The organism is Bifidobacterium sp. KRGSERBCFTRI (assembly GCF_025908335.1).
Genome location: NZ_CP109653.1, coordinates 2,960,988 through 2,980,480 on the forward strand (window position 1 = coordinate 2,960,988; position 19,493 = coordinate 2,980,480).

Genomic DNA, 19,493 nt, shown 5'->3' on the forward strand with positions numbered 1-19,493 from the left:
CCGAGAGGCAAATACCTACCGACGGCGTCCACAGTGTTTGCCGCCGATGCCAAATTTGCCATCCACGCCCCACGGACCACGACCTTCGGCACGAAGCACACCCAAGTGATGTTTCATGGCGACCAACATGATGTGCGTATCTTCCAAACCGAGGTGACGTTCCGACTTGCTCTCGTCAAGCGCACCCTGGCGTTTGGCGTACGCGTCCAACGTGTTGTTGCCGTATGGGTGCTCATCGTCGGGAATCGACCCCTCATCCCAACGGCGGCTCATCGGCAACGTGTCGATGATCGTGATTTTGCCGGCACGATAGCTTTCCGCATATCCGGCCACGTTCAGCATGAAGAAGCTATGTTCGAATCGTGCGTTGTGCGCCACGTAAGGCTGCTGCTCCAATCGCTGCAGCAATCCGATCTGCGCCGCCGGCCACTCATCGAACAAGCGGAACGAGGAAGCGGCTTCGGCAACGGAACGCGTGCGCACGTCGATACCGGTCAAGTCGAGAATCAGCGGATTGCCAAGCGCAGCGTTTTCAGCGGGGACGCCGAAAGCCAACCGCGACTGGCCGTAAGCGTCGCCCGCCTCGTAATAGCCTTGCTCGTATTGGTAGCCAGCCGGAGCGTCCGCAGGCCGTGGGGAAATCATGTTCATGTATTCGAATCCGACGTCGATGATGTACACGCGCGCCGGATCCGTGCCCGTGGTTTCGATGTCGATGCCCATGACGTTGTCCACGTCACGACCGGGCAGGTAAGCGTCACGCCAATCGGACTTGCGGTATTCGGACAGGCGGCTGGTCTGCTTTTGATCGACGGCGTTTTCCTGCGTGCCATTCGCCGAACCGGTCGAACCAGAACCGTAATCGAACAATGTGGAACCGCCAGGACTGGTGACGCCACCCAGATTCGCGCGAGACACGGAATGGTCGCTGGCGTGCTTCTGCCTTTTCTCCGCGGCGCGACGGGCCGCACGAGCGTTGACGATGTCTGCGGTGCAATCCTGGATATCATCCAGCACCACTCCCCCGGCAGCTGCGGATGACCCCGATTGCAGCACCGGGACCGTCACCCGCTCACGTCGTTCTTCGGTAATCGTCCACAGTCCCATGGCAACGCCGATTTGGCGCAACACCGCGATCTCGTCGCACAACCGACGGTTCGCATAGGCGAGCGCGCGTGGCAGACGGTACGAGGTGATGAGTCGGTCGAAATCCGTCATGAAAGTGCTGTTGCACTGCGCGATGACAGGTTCGAGCCGGTCGCGAATCGCAAGATCATCTTTCAGCAGGTCATGCAGCTGCTGCGCGAACGGTCGGGCAGACGGCTGCGATGTCGAGGACGATTCTGACGTAACATTGCCGGCCGACGCGGTACGAAGCGCCGACAGCAAATCGATATGCTGCTGCGCGGCGACGCCGATGCCGTGCCGTAAGTCGAGGGACGCTATCCACTGCCAGTCGATCGGCTGTTCGTCGGCGTCTTTCGGCATCGATGCCGACCATTGCCCGATGTCCTGTTTCGCATCGTCAAGCCAGGGTTGATTCGTCGTCGATTCGCTCATACCTGCACATCGTAGCCGATGTCCACCTTCAATTCGCGGAATTCGCTGGCGAATCCAATCTGTCGATGATTCGTAGCGGCCCGCAAAATACGGGAAGCGTCTCTCAGGCGTTTGCTTGAGAGACGCTTCCACTTGTTCTGACACACGGCTATCCGGCTATTCAGTCATTCGGCTTTTCGCTTTTCGTCCGCGCGAAACCATGACCGTAATCCGCGCGATTTGAGGCTACTATTCGGTTACAGTTCGAAGCCGAGTTCGGCCGCCGCTTCGGTCGGTACCGGATCCTCGCACCAGAAATCCTCAAGGTTCTCATTGGTGGTCAGGCTTCGGATTTCGGCCTGGTCGATGTACAGTTCACCGCTCAAATGGTCGGTTTCATGCTGGAAGATGCGGGCCGGCCAGCCGTGCAGATGTTCCTCATGCTTGTTGCCGTCCTCATCCTGCCAACGGGCGGTGATGTCAAGCCAACGCTTGCGTACGGCCTGGTAACCGTCGAAGCTCAGGCAGCCTTCGTAGAAGCTGCGGGTTTCGGTGCCGATCGGTTCGTAGCTGGGGTTGATGATGGCGTGGAAGGGGAATTCCGCGGCTTCGCGCGGATCGCCATCGTCGCCTTCGCATACGTGGTCTTCGACGACGGCCAAAGCCAGACCGAGACCGATCTGGGTGGCTGCGAGGCCCACGCCCGGCGCTTCCAGCATGGTGGTGCGCATGGTGTCGATGAGCTTGTCAAGCGTTTTGCGGCTCAACTGGCCGTCATAGGCGATGGTCTGCTGGCGTAATACCGGTTCGCCGGCCTGCACGATCGGCATGATTTTCTCTTTGCCGCCGGTTTTGATGAGCTTTTCGACCTCGCGGTTGAGTTCGAGGTCCACTTTCGAGTTGTGTCCGAACATGGGGCATATCTCCTTGCGGGCTCTTACAGGGTGAGTTCGTCGGCGACGACCTTGGCGAGGCGATCGCACACTTCGTCTGCCTGCTGCTGGGTTTCGGCTTCGGCCATGACGCGCACGAGCGGCTCGGTGCCGGACGGACGCAGCAGCACGCGGCCGGTGTCGCCCAGCAGCTTCTCTTCGCGTTCCACCGCGGCCTGCACCTTGGCGTTGGTCTTGGCGGCCATCTTGTCCACGTTCGGCACGTTGATGAGCGTCTGCGGCAGCTGCGGGAAGTCGGCGGCCAGTTCCTTCAGGCTCTTACCGGATTTGACGACCTCGTTGCACAGGGTGAGCGCGGTCAGGGTGCCGTCGCCGGTGGTGGCGAATTCGCGGTTGATCACGTGGCCGGACTGCTCGCCGCCGAGCGAATAATCGCCTCGCAGCATCTCTTCAAGCACGTAACGGTCGCCCACGTTGGTCTGCACGGTCTTGATGCCCATGGAACGCAGGGCCAACTTCAGACCGAGGTTGCTCATCACCGTCACGACGAGGGTGTCATGGTTGAGCTTGCCCGCGTTCTTCTTGGCGCGCGCCAGAATGCCCATGATCTGATCGCCGTTGACCATGTTGCCGTCCTCATCCACGGCAAGGCAACGGTCGGCATCGCCATCGAAGGCAACGCCCATGACGGCGCCGGAGGCCTTGACCATGGCCTGCAGCTGCTCAGGATGGGTGGAGCCGGCGTTCTTGTTGATGTTGTAGCCGTCCGGCGACGCGTTGATGACGGTCACGTCGGCGCCGGCGCGGCGCAAGGCTTCCGGAGCGACCACGGACGTGGCGCCGTTCGCGCAATCGGCCACGATCTTCAGGCCCTTCAGCGGCGTCGGCTGCGACTTGTCCGGACCGACCGGCGCGATGGCGGAAACCAGATGGTCGATGTACAGGTTGGTTGCGGTGGCGGTGTCATGGCTGACACGACCCACGCCGGCGCCGGTAGGACGATCCCAATCCTGGCCGAGCACCGCTTCGATCTCGTCTTCCTTGGTGTCGGGCAGCTTGAAGCCGCCGCGGGCGAAGAACTTGATGCCGTTGTCGGGCATCGGATTGTGGGATGCGGAGATCACCGCGCCCATTTCCACGTTGAGCACGGACGTCAGGTATGCGACGCCCGGCGTCGGGATGATGCCGGCGTCGATCACGTCGAAGCCGCCGGCGGACATGCCAGCGGACAATGCGGCGGCGAGGAAATCGCCGGAAACTCGTGTATCACGACCGACCAGCGCACGGCGACGGCTTTCGAATTCGCTCCGCTCGTCATCGCCCAGCACGCGCACCGCGGCGTCACCCAAATCAAGCGCCAGCTGTGCCGTCAAATCCCTATTCGCCAATCCTCGAACGCCGTCGGTTCCGAACATACGTGGCATGAGTCTCAAATCCTCGCTATCTGCAAACGATATTTCCGTGACCTATCGTACTCAACCGTGCCGCCGAAACCAGCAGGTGACGACGCAATCGCATAACACTTCACAATTCAAAGCATTTCACGGCGCGCAATGCCCTTTTCGTGTCGCACGACTTTGATTTCAAGGCGGAAAATCAAGTCGTGCGACAACACTTGATAAAGAAATACCCCCTAACTATCATTTTCCGTTGAAAATCAGCGAAAAATAAGAGTTAGAGGTTATGAAAGCCAGCACGCTTGTCGCACAACTTTGAAAAATGCCTCCAAAATCAAATTCGTGCGACAGCCTTCGACGCAAAATGCCCCCTAATCCTTATTTTCAAGCGAAAACCGGGGATTAGGGGGCATAAATGCCGATATACCCGTCGCATGACTTTGAAAATCGCACCCAAAATCAAAGTCGTGCGACGACATGACGGACTCTAAGCATGAACACTCCGGTCGTTCCGGTTTCCAGACGGAATCATTCCGACTCTTAAACGGAATCATGCCGGCTTGGAGTGTGCGGAACGTTCAGATCGTTCGAATCGCCCCACATACTCCAAGCGCCATCAGAAAAGCGCTATCAGAGCGCGGCGTTGAAGTCGCGTACTTTCAGCGTGCGGTGAGAAGCCTCGACGTTGCCACGCACAATGCGCTGCAAGGCGTTGTCCGCGTCCTTATGGGAGGCGAGCCAGGCGTCACCCAGCTCCACGAGCTTCGCCGGATCGGCATAGCCCGGATACAGGCCTTCGAGCAGCGCTTCAGCCATGTGGAAGGTCTTGTGCTCCCAAATCCAGTCGGCGACCTCGAAATACTTCTCGGCGTACGGTTCGGCCAAATCGGCGCGCGGGGTGGCCGCAAAGCCACCGGCCACAGCCTCGAGCTGCATGTTGGTCAGCTCGTCGTTGTGCAGGGCCTCGTTCCAAGCCCATGCCTTCGCTTCGGCGGTACCGGCCACGGCGCGTGCGCCATAGGCGAACTCACGGTTCTCAGTGGTTTCGCGCTTGGCCAGTTCGGCGTCGATTCCCGCCTGGTCGATCGCGTTGACGGTGCTCAGCGCGTTGATGATGGTCCAGCGGAAGTTGTTGTCGATTTCCAGACCGTCGAATGCCACGGAACCGTCGAGCAGGCCCTTCGCGTTGGCGACGAACGCCTCGTCGCCCGGCTCGCCGTAGCCCAGGTAGGCGGTGACGAGCTGGAACTGTTCGTCGGAGCCGGCCTTGGCCCAACCCGCCAGCTTGAACAGTTCGGCGGCCACGTGCTTCACGATCTCGGCACGCTCTGCCGGAGCGGTGTAATGCCATGCGGTGGTGCTGACCTGTGCCAGCGCGTAACGGAAGGTGGTGGACTCGTGTTCGGTGGCGAGCGCGGCCAGCGAGGTGTCGATGAACTGTCGTGCCGGCAGTTCGCCGTCGCGGGTCATGTCCCACAGGGCGAGCCAGAGCACGGAACGGGCGAGCGCATCGTCGAAGCGGTACAGGTTGCTTGTCGCGAATGCGAGGCTCTTGTCGTCGAAACGCAGCTTCGTGTAGGTCAAGTCGTCGTCGTTCACCAGGATCAGCGACGGACGTGCCTTGCCGGCGGCAGCATCGACGACCGTCAGTTCGCCGTCGACGTCCAGTTCGAAACGGTCGGTGCGCACGATCTTACCGGTTTCCGGATCCTCGTTGTAGAAGCCGACGGCGAGACGGTGGGCGCGCAGCACGGGATGCTCGGCCGGAGCGGTCTGGCGCAGGGCGAGACGCTTGATGGTGCCGTCCTCGTTCTCTTCGACTTCGGTGGCGATGGTGTTGATGCCGGATTCCTCAAGCCACTGGGCGCTCCACGCCTTCAGGTCGCGGCCGGAAGTGAGTTCCAGTTCGGCGAGCAGGTCGGCGAGGGTGGCGTTGGAGTAGGCGTGCTTGTTGAGGTAGTTGTTGATGCCCTTGAAGAACTTCTCACGGCCCACGTAGTACACGAGCTGCTTCAGCACGGAGGCGCCCTTGGCGTAGGTGATGCCGTCGAAGTTGACGTAGGTGTCGTTGAGGTCGTTGATCGGGGCGACGATCGGGTGGGTGGTGCTCAGCTGGTCCTGACGCAGCGCCCAGCTCTTTTCGCCGGAGCTGAAGGTTGCCCAGGCGTCCTTCCATTCGGTGGCTTCGGCGGTGGCGAGGGTGGACGTGAACTCGGCGAAGGATTCGTTGAGCCACAGGTCGTTCCACCACTTCATGGTCACGTAGTCGCCGAACCACATGTGGGCGAGCTCGTGCAGCACGGTGACCACACGGCGTTCCGCGTAGGCGTCGGTGACCTTGGATTCGAACACGTACTGGTCGCGGATGGTGACCATGCCGATGTTCTCCATGGCGCCGGCGTTGTACTCCGGCACGTAGATCTGGTCGAACTTGGCGTACGGGTACGGCACGCCCCAGGTCTTGGCGTAGAAGGCGAAGCCCTTCTTGGTGATGTCGAACAGGTAGTCGACGTCCTTGCTGAAGGCCTTGGCGAGCGCCTGGCGGCAGTACATGGCCATCGGCACGGTGCGGCCGTCCTCATTGGCGTATTCGGTGTGCCATTCGGCGTACGGTCCAGCGCAGATGGCGGTGAGGTAGGAGCTCATGGTCGGGGTTGGTTCGAACACCCACAGCTTGGTGGTTTCGGCGGCGTGATCGCCGAGCGTGCCTTCCTCGGTGACGGTTTCGTTGTCGGTCACGGAGGAGGTGGGCATGTTGGACGTGACGATCCAGGATTTGGCTGCGAGCACGGAGAAGTCGAACACGGCCTTCAGGTCGGGCTGGTCGAACACGGCGTAGACGCGACGGGCGTCCGGCACTTCGAACTGGGTGTACAGGTAGACGTTGCCGTCGGACGGGTCGACGCTGCGGTGCAGGCCTTCGCCGGTGTTGGAGTACTGGCACATCGCCTTGACGGTGACCTCGTTGTGCTCCTTGAGGCCCTTCAGCTCGATGCGGCTGTCCGCGTATGCTTCGGTCGGGTCGAGGGTTTCGCCGTTGAGGGTGATCTCGCTGACTTCGTTGGCGATGAGGTCAAGGAAGCTTGACTCCCCCGGCTTCGCGTCGAAGGTGATGGTGGTTTCGGAGCCGAAATCCTTGGCTCCGCGGGTCAGGTCAAGCTTGACCGTGTAATGGATTGGCGCGGCGATGATGCTTTTGCGTTCTTCCGCTTCGATTCGGGTGAGGTTTGCTCCTGGCATGTCACTCCTTCTTTCTGGTAACAGAAGGCGGCGCGATCAGTTGTGCCGATCACGTCGCCTTGATTCAATTTATGGTAAATTTACGGCTTATTTCGCGGCGTTCAGTCCCATCGCGTCATCCACGTCCTGCGCGATGTCGGCGACGACGGGGACGATCATCGGCTTGCGGTGCAGCTGTCGTGCCACCCAGCCGCCGAGCGTGCGTCGCATGATCTGCTGCAGCTTGTAGGTGTCGCGCGTGCCCTGCATCATCGCGTCCTGCAGCTGCTCGACGATCTGGTGACGGACCTTGTCGAACTCGCTTTCGTCTTCCGCGACCGCGTTGAGGTAGATCTTCGGACCGGTGATGACATCCGCGGTCTCGGTGTCGACGACCACGAAGCTGGACACGAAGCCTTCGGTGCCGAGGATGCGGCGCTTCTCGAGTTCTTCGTCGGTCAGTTCGCCGACGGAATCGCCATCGACGTAGACGTAGCCGCACGGCACGGAGCCGACGACCGCGGCCTGGCCGTGGTACAGGTCGACGACGTCGCCGTCTTCGGCCAGCACGACGTTCTGCGGATCGACGCCGGTCTTGACGGCGATCATGCCGTTGGCCACCAAGTGGCGGTTTTCGCCGTGGATAGGCATGGCGCACTTCGGCTTGACGATGTTGTACATGTACAGCAGTTCGCCTTCGTTGCAGTGGCCGGAGACGTGCACGGCGGCGTTGTCTCGGTTGACCACGCGGGCTCCGAGCTGCACGAGCTTGTTGATGACCTTGTAGACGCCATGCTCGTTGCCTGGGATCAGGGAGCTGGCGAGGATCACCGTGTCGAACTCGTTGATGGTGATGTCACGATGGTTGCCGTCGGCGATGCGGCCGAGCGCGGCCATCGGCTCGCCTTGGGAGCCGGTGCACATGTAGACGAGCTTGTCGTCCTGCACGTCATGGGCCTGCTTCAGGTCGATGACAGTGTCCTCGGGCAGACGCAGGTAGCCCAAATCTGCTGCGATGGACATGTTGCGGACCATGGAACGTCCGACGAACACGACCTTGCGGCCGTACTTGTGGGCCGCGTCGACGACCTGCTGCACGCGGTGCACGTGGCTGGAGAAGCTGGCCACGATGATCTTGCGAGTGGCCTGTGCGAACGCCTGGTCGAGCGCCGGACCGATGGAGGTCTCCGGCTTGACGAAGCCCGGGACCTCGGCGTTGGTGGAGTCCATCATCAGGAGGTCCACGCCCTTTTCGCCGAGCTTGCCGAATTCCACCAGATCGGTGATGCGGTGGTCGAGCGGCAGCTGGTCGAGCTTGATGTCGCCGGTGTCGATGAGAGAGCCGGCGGGGGTCTGCACGAACACGGCGAGCGCGTCCGGAATGGAGTGCGTGACGTTCACGAATTCCAGGTTGAACGGGCCGACCTTGAGCTTGTCGCGTCCCTTGACCTCGACGAGCGTCGGGTTGATGCGGTGTTCCTTGCACTTGGCCTCAACGAAGGCGAGGGTGAGCTTGGAGCCGATCAGCGGAATGTCCGGGCGGAGCTTGAGCAGGTACGGCACGCCACCGATGTGGTCTTCGTGGCCGTGGGTGAGCACGAGCGCCTCGACCTTGTCGAGACGGTCCTTGATGTAGTGGAAGTCAGGCAGGATGAGGTCCACGCCCGGCTGCTCCTCTTCCGGGAAGAGCACGCCGCAGTCGATGAGCAGGATATGTCCATTGTATTCGACCACGTTCATGTTGCGGCCGATCTCACCCAGACCGCCGAGCGGCACGATGCGCATGGAGCCCTTGCGGTACTTCGGCGGGGCGATCAGCACCTCGTCCTGCTGCGGCGCGGTGGATTGCGGCGCGGAATGCGACGGGCGACGGTTCGAACCGTTGCCGCCACGGAATCCACGGGAGCCGCCGTTGCGCGAGCCACCGTTGCCACGGCTGCGGGTGGAGGACTTGGCCTTCTTGGTGGCGGTCTTCTCGGACTTCGCGGCCTTGGTGGTCTTGGATGCCTTGACTGCGGTTTCAGTGCGCTTGGCAGCCTTGCTGCCGCGCTTGTGTGTTGTTGTCTTTGTGGTTTCTTCTGTAGCCATTTCCTAGTTGGATTTCTATTACTAATTGTCTCCGCCTATGCGGAAACGAGGAATTTGGGTGCCTGTCGGCGTTCATGCGCGACAGGCCAGTCGCATCATGCGATTCGGTTCACAGCAGTCCCGCGGCGCGCATGCCCTTTTCCGCGCGCACGAGTTCCGCTTCGCCCGGACCGACGTTCGGCAGGCGCATTTCGGTGGAGTCGAGGATTCCACGCACCTTCAGCGAGGCCTTGGCCATCACGGCCTGGAAGCCATTGCCGTTCATCGCTTCGACGAGCGGCGCCAGCTGCACGGAGATGCGCTGCGCTTCGTGGATATCGCCACGGTCGAACGCGTTGGCGAGGTCACGCATCGGACCGGCGGCCGCGTGTGCGATCACAGAGATGATGCCGACGGCGCCGACGGACAGGAACGGCAGGAACAGGCCGTCATCGCCCGAATACCAGGTCAGACCGGTCTCCATACGCTTGCGCACCGCGCCTGCGATGTCGCCGGTGGCGTCCTTGACGGCCTGGACGTGGTCGAGCTCGGCCATACGACGGTAGGTTTCCAGCTGGATGTGCAGTCCGGTACGGCTCGGCACATCGTAGACGATGATCGGCTTGTCCGCGGAATCGTTGACCGCCTTGTAGTGGCGGAACACGCCCTCCTGCGACGGACGGGAGTAATACGGGGCGACCACGAGCACCGCGTCGGCGCCCGCCTCCTGGGTCTGCTCCACCATGCGCACGGTGTGCGCGGTGTCATTGGAACCGGCGCCGGAAATGACCGGCACGTCCACGACCTCCTTGACGGCCTGAACCAGCTCGACCTTCTCCTCCATATGGGTGGTCGGCGATTCGCCGGTGGTGCCGTTGACCACAAGACCGTCGGCACCATCCGCCACGAGCTGCCTCGCCAGCTGTTGCGCGGCTTCGAAATCTACGGCTCCGTCGGCCTTCATGGGGGTGACCATGGCCGGAAGGATACGTCCGAAGGGAGCAGGATCGAGCAGATGCATTGTACCGTCGTCAGTCTTAGGGCTTGTCATACGGCTAACGGTACTTCCCTCTGCGGACGCTTTCGATTTCATGAGACGCGAAAAGTCACATTTTGGAAGGCCTGCCGACGACGACCGCGACGACGCACTGCAGGAAAGCGACGAACGTGAACACCATCAGCGGCACATGATGGCCGCCGGTGGTCTGGACCAGCACGCCGAACATAAGCGGGCCGAGCGAGGCGATCAGATAGCCGAACGACTGCGCGACGCCCGACAGCACCACGGTTTCGGCGCTGTCATGCCCGCGCAGCGCGATCAGTGCGAGCGCCACCACCAGGGACGCGCCCTGCGCGCAACCACCGACGAACGCCCATACCGGCATGAGATGCGGCAACAGCAGCATGCCAAGGCCGGCGATCAGCATGGGAGCGCTGGCGGTGAGCGCCGCGCAGACCTGGTTGCCGCGCACGTTCATGAGCTTAGGAATGACCAAGCCGGAAAGGATGCCGATGCCTTGGAAGATGAACAGATGCACGCCGGCGGTGGAGGCATCGTAGCCGATGGATGCGGAGATGGACGGCATCCAATTGGACATGGTGTAGAAAGCGGACGATTGCAGCCCCATGAAGGCCGTCACGTACCACGTCATCGGACGGCGCAGCACGCGGGCGAACACGCCATGCGACGATTGCGCGGAACATGCCGGTCGCTGTGCGGAATGCGGGTTTTGTGCGTTGGCCGTCGTGCTGCGATCGCCAATATCATCGATATCGCCAGTATCGCTGGTTTCGATGGTGCCGCCGGCGGAAGCGATAACGACTTTGCGATTGTGCAGGATACGCAACGCCCACAGCGCGGCGACAACCAGCGGAGGCACACTCCAGAAGGCGAGTGACGCACGCCAACCGCCCCACATCTGCGCAAGCGGCGCGGACAGCAAACCTGCGGTGGCGCTGCCGGCGGTGATGCAGCCGGAATAGACGCCGGTCGCCATCGCGACATGGCCGGCGTAGTCACGTTTCGCGATTACCGGAACCAGAACGTTGCCGACGGCGATGGCGGAAGCGAACACCACCGTGCCCAGCCAGATGCCAACGCCGCCGCCGAACGAGCGGATGGCGTCGCCCGCCGCGATGCACAGCAGGGCCAGCAGAATCGACATGTCGATGCCGATGCGGCGTGCAAGGAACGTGACCAGCGGGCTGACCACGGCGAAGGCGATCAGCGGAATCGCCGTCAATACGCCCTGCACGCCCTCACCCCACGCAAGGTCGGTTCCCATTTGGGCGAGGACCGGCCCGACGGCGGCGATGGCGGGCCGCAGATTCAGCGATACGAGGAAAATCAAAGCCACCCACAATCCGGTGGAGGACCGGTCGTACGCCAGCATGTTTCGTTTTGAATTCATTCCGTTCCCATTCCCGCTTCCACTTCCGTTTACCGCCGTTCCAACGGGACGTGCCACGCCTAGATTTTCCCTATCAATCTTCAAGCTCATTGAGCGCATCGAAGCAATCGTTGATGCCTTCGATACGCGCGTGCACCTCGTCTTCGGTATCGACGAGGCATTTTCCGACTTCGTCCACCATCAGGGCGATCAGGGCGAACGCCGCGGTGAAGCTCGTCAGCACGTGGGAGCTCAGCACCACTTTGAAGAAGGCGACGTTACGGCCGATGACGGCGTTGCGCGCCGAAATGTCGCCAATCACCACCACGGTCAGGCCGCGCTCAAGCATCACGTCGATGAGCCGTGAGAAGAAGGGAAGACGCCGGCCCACGCCGATGATGACGATTACGTCGCCTGCCGCATAATCAACCAGATCTTCGGCTATGGACTGGCCTGGATTCGGCAGAATATCAACGTTTCCGCGTAGCCGCATCAGCTGTTCGCGCATGTGCAGCGCCACGGGATAGCTGCTGTGGTACCCGACCACCGCCACATGCGGGGCCGTGGCCATGGCTTGGCATGCGGATGACAGTTGCGCGCGGTCGATGCCTTCAAACGTGCGTTTCAGGCTTTCCTCGTCACGGCGCAGATGGTCGGCGACCAAATCGTCGCACTGGGTGTGCCGTGAAAGCTCCGGAGAGCCAGGACGATGGACGCGACGCACGTCACGTCTGAATTCGCCCGCGTTCGCATAGCCGAGCTTGCGGTACAGGCGGCTGAGCGTCGGCTGCGAGATGCCGCTCAACTGCGACAATTCCACGGAATTGCAGACCAGCACGTCGGTCAGATGACCCAGAATGAACTGCGCGGCCTCACGTTCCGTCGCAGTCAGCGAATCGAAGGATTCCCGGATGCGCGCCACCAAGCCGAGGTCCGCGGCAGCATTGCCTTCCTCGTCCATGGCGTCCTTCGAAGCCCCCATATTGTCTGAAAGCATAATTCCAGAAGTCACGCTCATCGCCCTTCCCTGCAGTACATTCTCACGCGGCGCATCCGTTCTCCTGACGATGCTACCCCTTGCTTTCCGGGTTTCACCAGGTTTGGCCGCCGACAACTGTCACGACGAATGAAGAATTTCAGATGCCGTAAGCACTGAAATGCATCCATCACAGGCAGTGGCGGCGCCTCTTGGCAACGCGACCCACCATCAGGAGATGACCGACCATGGCAAAAACAGATTACCCCACACAATCAACATCGCATATCGGGCGGATTCGGCATAGAAGAAACGGTGCCAAACCAGCGAAATGGGCGACTAACGCGGCAACAAAATCCCCGACTGTTGCGAACACTGTTGAACCGGCATCGCGCCCGGCCGAATGCGAGGCGAACGCGGTGCGCAAGATCGTACGGCTGGTGGCACGCACCGGCTGCCGCACGCATATTCTGCACGTGTCCAGCGGTCTGAGCGTGGACGTGCTGCGGCGGGCGAAGGCCGAAGGACTGCCGGTCAGCGCGGAGACCTGTCCGCATTACCTCACGTTGGATTGCGACCATATTCCCGACAACGCCACCGCGTTCAAATGCTGTCCGCCGATTCGTGATCTGCATGAGCAGGACGCGCTATGGGCGGGGCTTGCCGACGGCACGTTGGATGGTGTCGTCACCGATCATTCCCCGGCCAGCGCGGATATGAAAGCCGGCACGCTCGCCACCGCGTGGGGTGGCGTTTCCAGTCTGCAGGTCGGATTCCGCGCGGTGTTGACGGGTGCGATGCGGCGCGGCTTGAGTTTGACCGACGTCGTGCGGTGGATGTCGTGCAACACCGCACGGCTTGTGGGACTTGACGATCGTGGCGATATAACGCCGGTATTGCGGGCCGATTTGGCGATTATTCGCCCGTACGAACGGTTTGTTGTGGATGCTACCGCTTTGGAAAGCCGCAATCCGATCTGCGCCTGCGATGGCATGACGCTTAACGGCGTCGTCACGCGCACGTTTGTAGCGGGGCGGGACGCGCTCTCCGGAGTGCGGGAGGGGAATCTTATCGTTCGTCCGTGAATCGGAATCCATAAATCAACCATTCAACAAAAATCCCCAACCCGCCGATGGCCGGATGTCATTCGATGTCGGCAGATTGGGGACGGACGAGAATCAGGTCTCAGCCCAGGTAGGCGGCCGGGTTCTGGGCGAACTTGTCGGCGCAACCGGGGTTGCAGAAGTAGTAGGTGACGCCGCCGTATTCGCGGGTTGCGGCCGCGGTGGCCGGATCGACGCTCATGCCGCAAACCGGGTCCTTCGCAACGTTCGCCGCGGAATCGCCCATATTCGAAGCCATGCCGTGGCCGTCATGACCGCCGCAGCAGTGTCCGGCGCCCATCGTGCCCATGTTCTCGGCTTCCTTCTTGGCCTTGTGATCGCTGAACAGTCCCATGATCGTTCCTTTCCGACTGTGCTGGTTGCCATTATTTTTGCTCGGATCGGGCTTGCGTACCCGATACGTCTTGTTTTTCGCCGCCTCCGCGTCCGGATCGAACAGGCGCAGCCGGCTTGCGTTCGTCACCACGCACAACGACGAGAACGCCATCGCGGCGCCGGCGATCATCGGATTCAGCAGCGTTCCGGTGAACGGATACAGCACGCCGGCCGCGATCGCGATGCCGATGCTGTTGTAGCCGAGTGCGAAGCCGAGGTTCTGCGCGATGTTGCGCATGGCGGCATGCGTCAGGTCGAGCGCGTGCACGAGCCCCATGAGCGATCCGCCCATCAGTGTCACATCCGCGGATTGGACGGCCACGTCGGTGCCGGTGCCGATGGCGAATCCGACGTTGGCTCGGGCGAGGGCGGGCGCGTCGTTGATGCCGTCGCCGACCATCGCCACCGTATAGCCTTGCGATTGGAGTTTTGCGATTTCGTCGGCCTTGCGTTCCGGCCGCACGCCGGCGATCACATGACGTTCGTCGATACCGACCTGGCTTGCGATGGCGCGTGCGGTGGTCGGATTGTCTCCCGTGAGCATGACGGCTTCGACGCCACGTTTGCGGAGCAGTTCGATGGCTTGGCGCGAGTCGGCTTTCGGCACGTCGGCGACGGCGACGATGCCGGCGAGATGGCCGTCGATGGCCGCTAGGATCGGCGTTTTGCCTTGCTGCGACAGGAGTTCCATGTCGGCGATGATGGCGTCGAGGTTCGTATCGTGGATGGTCTCGGAGGCAATTTCGGAGGTATCGGACGTAACGTCGGGCATGTCGACGTCAAGGTCGTCGATCAGGTCGGTGTTGCCGACGGCGACGGTGTGCGGCAGACCGCGGAAGGTGACACGCGCGGTGACGCCACGGCCGGCAATCGCCTGAAAATCGGTGGTTTGCGCGGCATCCGCGGCATCGACATGTTCCGCGGCGGTCGCGACGATCGCGACAGCGAGCGGATGCTCGGAATCACGTTCGGCGGCGGCGACGATCGTCAGGAAATCATCGGCCTGCCGACGCCACTTGCCGAACGGCAGCACGTCGGTGAGGGTGGGTTTGCCGGCGGTGATCGTGCCGGTCTTATCCAATACAACGGCATTGACTTTGCCGCATGTTTCCAACGCTTCGGCGGAACGGACCAGCACCCCCATGCGAGCCGCGCGACCGGTCGAGACCGTCACCGACAGGGGCGTCGCCAGTCCGAGCGCGCACGGGCAGGCGATCAGCAGCACCGATACCGCGGCGACCAGCGCGTGCGTGACACGCGGTTCGGGGCCGAACGCAAACCACAGCGCGCACGACCATACGGCGACGAGCACCACGGCCGGCACGAAAACGCCGGAGATACGGTCCGCCAATCGTTGCACGGGGGCTTTCGAGCTTTGTGCGGCGGTCACCATGTCGATGATCTGCGCGAGCACGGTGTCTTTGCCGACTTTCGTGGCGCGGTAGCGCAGCGAGCCGCCGCCGTTGATGGTGGCGCCCGTCACTTCGCTGCCTTCGGTTTTGGCGACCGGCATGGCTTCGCCGGTGATCATCGATTCGCCCACGGTGGAGGTGCCGGATATGACGATGCCGTCGACCGGCAGCTGCTCGCCGGGACGGATGGCGATGACATCGCCGACGCGCACGTCATCGATGGCGATGCTGGTTTCCTTGCCGTCTCGCACCACGCGGGCGGTTTTCGGTTGCAGACCCGCCAATGCGCGCATGGCTTCACCGGTGCCTTTGCGGGCGCGCGCTTCGAGCAGCTGGCCGACAAGCATAAGCGTGACGACCACACCGACCGCTTCGAAATACGGTTCGCGCGCGTTCTCGGGCAGGACGTTCGGTGCGAAGGTGACCACGCAGGAGTAGGCGAATGCGGCCAGCGCACCAAGGCTGACGAGCGCGTTCATCTCCGGCGAGCGGTGGGCTATCGCGGCGAAACCGCTGCGGAAAATCGGCAATGCCGCATAGCCGACAATCGGCAGCATCAGCAGGAATTGCAGCCAGTTCGGCATCGGATACAGCATGAGCATGGTGGAGCCGAACACGGGAATCGTGCAGACGGCGGCCACGACGAGACGGGCGACGAGGGCGCGGATGTCCGTTTCGCCGGAATCGGGCGTTTGGGCGTTTTTTTGCGCGGTCTGTGCGTCTGTTTCATCAGAATCGGACGTGTGGCCACCGCCCGTAGTCGAGTGCATGTCTGAATTGCCAGAATCGGGCATGCTGGTATTGGCAGCGGTAGTTGCGATACCGGCGGTAGCGTCAGCACCGGCGCCTGCGTGCCTGCCCGGCAGCACACGCAACATGCCATGCAGCATGTTCATGCCGCATGCGAAGGGATACTCACCCGGCTCATCGGGGTGCAACGTCAGCGTGGTCGTGCGGAAGGCGGGCAGCGCAAGATCGACCCCGAAATCGGAAAAAACGACGTGCGACGAACATTCGCCGTCTTCCTTGCGATCGAAGATCAGCCGCAACGGCATGCCCGCTTCGGCTTCGATGACGGCTGGGTTATACCCGCCTTTGACTTCGACGACCGCTTCCTGCACGCCGTCGCGCAACGGCGCACGATACGCTTTGCGCGGTGCGAAGAAGAACCACAGCACGCCCGCCGTGACGAGCAGCGCCATAATAAGCGCGATTGCGATGTGCATATTCCAGCCGCCTTCCGTCCGTAATTGGCTTTCGATTTCGGCAAACACCATCACAATATACCCCTATAGGGTATATTGGCAAGAAGGACGAGCAAACTTCAGCCGTAGATAAAATTTTCAGCGCAGCGAGGAGGACGATATGAACGCCACACAACATGGGTACGCAAGCGACCAGAAGAGGATCATCGCACGATTGAATCGCATCGAAGGGCAGGTGCGCGGCATTCGGCAGATGACGGAAAACGGCGAATACTGCATCGACATTCTGACGCAGATTTCCGCAGCGGACAGCGCGCTGAAGTCGGTGGCGCTACTGCTGCTCGACGACCATCTGCACCATTGCGTCGCCAAAGCCGCGGCGGAGGGCGGTACCGTCGCCGACGAAAAGCTGGCGGAAGTCAGCGCCGCCATCGCACGCCTTGCCAAATAATCGGAACAGATACGCCATAAAAAAACTGCCGACGGAAGACACATGCACCCATCGGCAGTTTGAAAAAAGAATTACGATTACAGGTCGAGGAAGTGGTCGAGGCCGACGGTCAGACCCGGGTAGGTTCCGGTGGAGACCTTGCGCACGGCCAGCAGCACGCCCGGCATGAAGGAGATGCGGTCGAAGCTGTCGGCGCGGATGGTCAGCTGTTCGCCGGAGTTGCCGAACAGCACCTCCTCGTGGGCGTTGAGGCCGCGAAGACGCACAGCGTGCACGTGGATGCCGTCCACCACCTGGCCTCGGGAACCGCCGTCGGTTTCGGTGGCGTCCGGAACCGGGCCGAGACCGGCCGCCTTGCGCGCTTCGGCGATGCCCTGCGCGGTATGGAAAGCGGTGCCGGACGGAGCGTCCACCTTGGTCGGGTGGTGCAGTTCGATGACTTCCGCGGATTCGAAATACGGCGCCGCGACCTTTGCGAAATGGTCGGCGAGCACCGCGGAAATGGCGAAGTTCGGCGCGATGAACACGCTCTGGCCCTCACGCGGAGCCGCGGCGAGCGTGGCACGCACCTGGTCGAGCTTCTCTTCGGTCCAGCCGGTGGTGCCGACCACCACGTCGACGCCCTGCTTGACGAGGGCGAGCACATTGCCCAGCGACACGCTCGGCACGGTGAATTCCACCACGACGTCGGTGTTTTCGGGGGTAATTGCGGCCAGGTCGTCGCCTGCGTCGAGCGCGAGCGCGAGTTCGGTGTCGGCGGCGGCATTGACGGCGTCGACCACGTGCGAGCCCATGCGGCCTTTGGCACCGACTACGGAAACCTTGATCATTGCAGCTCCTTGATGTTTTCGCGGACGCGCATGTTGCGCATGTCGTACGTTTGCCGTGCGCATGTGTTCGAAATCGCGTGTCCGCGTCCATAACGTGTTCCACTTATGAATCTAAAGAGACGCTTCGACGCGAAGGCAGGCGGCTATGACGCTTGACGATCGAACGTCGGTCAGCCGCGGCGACGCGCCAGCAGCCAGCCAATCAGCGCGAACGGAATCGAACAGCCCACGAACACGGCGGGCAGGCTCAATCCCACGCTTGGATTGAAATGGTCGAGCACGATGCCGGTGATCATGGAGCCGAACGACGCACCCATCGTGCCGGCGGTGCTCACCCAGGACAGGCCTTCGGTGAGCGATTCCTCGGGCACGGTCTCCTTGACGAGGAGGTTGCCGGAGGCGAACACCGGCGAAATGGTCAGGCCGGTGAGGATCTCCACCAGTCCCATCACGATCAGGTTGCCCTGGCACAGGTGGATCACCACGAAGCCGACGGTCATCAACGCGAGGAACATGATCATGTGACGCCAACGGGAGCCTTTGAGCTCGCGCGAGCCGAAGACCAGCGCGCCCATGCAGGAGCCGACGGCCAGCATGGCCAGCTGCACGCCGAGCACGGAGTCGAGGTGCAGCGATTTCATGACGGCGGTCATGGACGTGTCGAACGCGGTGAACGCCATGTTGAACACGATGAACACGGCGAGGAGCGGCAGCACGCCCGCATAGGTGAGCACATTGCGCTTGTTGCGGTCGCGGCCGTCCGTCTTGAGCCGGTCGAGGTCGAAACGATTCGCGGAAGCAGCGGTACCAGCAGTACCGTTCGCAGCGGCACCAGCGGCCGCCAATCGCACGTCCGCATCGTCGGCATCGGCCGCGACGACCGTGATTTCGCGCAATACCGGCGGTTGCGTGTCGCGCAGCGCGAAGAACACGGCACCGCCGACCGCGCAGGCGATGGTCGGCACGAACAGCTGCGATACGGGGTGCACGGACGCGGCCAGGAACGCCGCCAGAATCGGTCCGAAGATGAATACGATTTCGTCGATGGCGGATTCGAGCGCGTACGCGGTGTTGAGCAGCTCCCCCTTGCCGGCGCGGTCGAGCACATACGCCCAACGGGTACGTACGAGCGCGCCGAACGCGAACTGCGTCATACCCATGACCACGGCCAGTACGAACAGCAGCGGAATCGGCACGCGCATCAGTGCGGCGAACGCGAAGCCCAGCATGACGATGACCTGCACCGTCAATACCACCGGACCGACCTTGCGTTGGCCGAACCGGTCGAACAGGCGCGCGTACAACGGTGTGACGGCTGCGGTGGCGAGCACGTATGCGGCGCTCATCACGCCGGCGATCGTCCAATTGTCGTACATGTGGTTGAGTGCGAGCACGATGCCGAGTCCCATCATGGACATCGGCAGTCGTGCGACGGCACCGGACGCGCAGAACGCTTTCGTTCCAGGTATGGAGAACAGCCGCGCATACGGCGATGCGGTGTCCGGTGATGTATTCGGGCTGACGGTTGCGTCATTCGCAGCCATGATCGAAACTCCTTAACTGTTGTTGCGTCCGGCATGTGCGCCCGCCCACACATGCTGCACGAGGGTAGCGG

General features: G+C 62.0%; 13 protein-coding genes. 2 read left to right on the plus strand and 11 right to left on the minus strand.

Annotated elements, in window-relative coordinates:
- Positions 1 to 15: 15 nt before the first annotated feature.
- The 8 genes from OGI63_RS12615 to OGI63_RS12650 form a co-directional block, all read right to left on the minus strand.
- Positions 16 to 1,560: a DNA polymerase III subunit epsilon gene (locus OGI63_RS12615; RefSeq protein ID WP_011743612.1), complete on the minus strand. Its 1,545-nt coding sequence runs from the start codon at positions 1,558 to 1,560 to the stop codon at positions 16 to 18.
- Positions 1,561 to 1,796: 236 nt separating this feature from the next.
- Complete coding sequence (locus OGI63_RS12620) at positions 1,797 to 2,453, minus strand: peptide deformylase (protein WP_003806691.1); 657 nt, start codon at positions 2,451 to 2,453, stop codon at positions 1,797 to 1,799.
- 23 nt (positions 2,454 to 2,476) lie between these two features.
- Complete coding sequence (gene glmM / locus OGI63_RS12625; RefSeq protein ID WP_011743613.1) at positions 2,477 to 3,856, minus strand: phosphoglucosamine mutase; 1,380 nt, start codon at positions 3,854 to 3,856, stop codon at positions 2,477 to 2,479.
- A gap of 603 nt (positions 3,857 to 4,459) precedes the next feature.
- Positions 4,460 to 7,069, minus strand: a complete 2,610-nt coding sequence (pepN, locus tag OGI63_RS12630; RefSeq protein WP_011743614.1) for an aminopeptidase N — start codon at positions 7,067 to 7,069, stop codon at positions 4,460 to 4,462.
- An 87-nt stretch (positions 7,070 to 7,156) separates the two neighbouring features.
- On the minus strand, positions 7,157 to 9,136 hold the full coding sequence (locus OGI63_RS12635; RefSeq protein ID WP_011743615.1) for a ribonuclease J: 1,980 nt from the start codon (positions 9,134 to 9,136) through the stop codon (positions 7,157 to 7,159).
- Positions 9,137 to 9,245: 109 nt separating this feature from the next.
- On the minus strand, positions 9,246 to 10,136 hold the full coding sequence (dapA, locus tag OGI63_RS12640) for a 4-hydroxy-tetrahydrodipicolinate synthase (protein WP_041777397.1): 891 nt from the start codon (positions 10,134 to 10,136) through the stop codon (positions 9,246 to 9,248).
- Positions 10,137 to 10,221: 85 nt separating this feature from the next.
- Complete coding sequence (locus tag OGI63_RS12645; RefSeq protein WP_041777398.1) at positions 10,222 to 11,526, minus strand: MFS transporter; 1,305 nt, start codon at positions 11,524 to 11,526, stop codon at positions 10,222 to 10,224.
- Between the two features lie 73 nt (positions 11,527 to 11,599).
- The gene (locus OGI63_RS12650) at positions 11,600 to 12,517 is read right to left on the minus strand and encodes a MurR/RpiR family transcriptional regulator (RefSeq protein ID WP_231837015.1); all 918 of its coding nucleotides are present in this window, start codon (positions 12,515 to 12,517) and stop codon (positions 11,600 to 11,602) included.
- Positions 12,518 to 12,900: 383 nt separating this feature from the next.
- On the opposite strand from OGI63_RS12650, the gene OGI63_RS12655 reads away from it, so the two are divergent.
- Positions 12,901 to 13,566: a dihydroorotase gene (locus OGI63_RS12655; protein ID WP_231837029.1), complete on the plus strand. Its 666-nt coding sequence runs from the start codon at positions 12,901 to 12,903 to the stop codon at positions 13,564 to 13,566.
- A 100-nt stretch (positions 13,567 to 13,666) separates the two neighbouring features.
- On the opposite strand, the gene OGI63_RS12660 is transcribed toward OGI63_RS12655, so the two are convergent.
- Complete coding sequence (locus OGI63_RS12660; protein ID WP_041777539.1) at positions 13,667 to 16,618, minus strand: heavy metal translocating P-type ATPase; 2,952 nt, start codon at positions 16,616 to 16,618, stop codon at positions 13,667 to 13,669.
- 139 nt (positions 16,619 to 16,757) lie between these two features.
- Here OGI63_RS12660 and OGI63_RS12665 point away from each other — a divergent pair, with 139 nt between their 5' ends.
- Positions 16,758 to 17,048, plus strand: a complete 291-nt coding sequence (locus OGI63_RS12665) for a metal-sensitive transcriptional regulator (protein WP_003806707.1) — start codon at positions 16,758 to 16,760, stop codon at positions 17,046 to 17,048.
- Positions 17,049 to 17,125: 77 nt separating this feature from the next.
- On the opposite strand, the gene dapB is transcribed toward OGI63_RS12665, so the two are convergent.
- Together dapB and OGI63_RS12675 are read right to left on the minus strand one after the other, a co-directional pair.
- Positions 17,126 to 17,878: a 4-hydroxy-tetrahydrodipicolinate reductase gene (dapB, locus tag OGI63_RS12670; protein WP_041777399.1), complete on the minus strand. Its 753-nt coding sequence runs from the start codon at positions 17,876 to 17,878 to the stop codon at positions 17,126 to 17,128.
- Between the two features lie 170 nt (positions 17,879 to 18,048).
- Positions 18,049 to 19,422, minus strand: coding sequence for an MFS transporter (locus OGI63_RS12675; protein ID WP_011743622.1), 1,374 nt, complete (start codon positions 19,420 to 19,422; stop codon positions 18,049 to 18,051).
- Between the last annotated feature and the right edge of the window lie 71 nt (positions 19,423 to 19,493).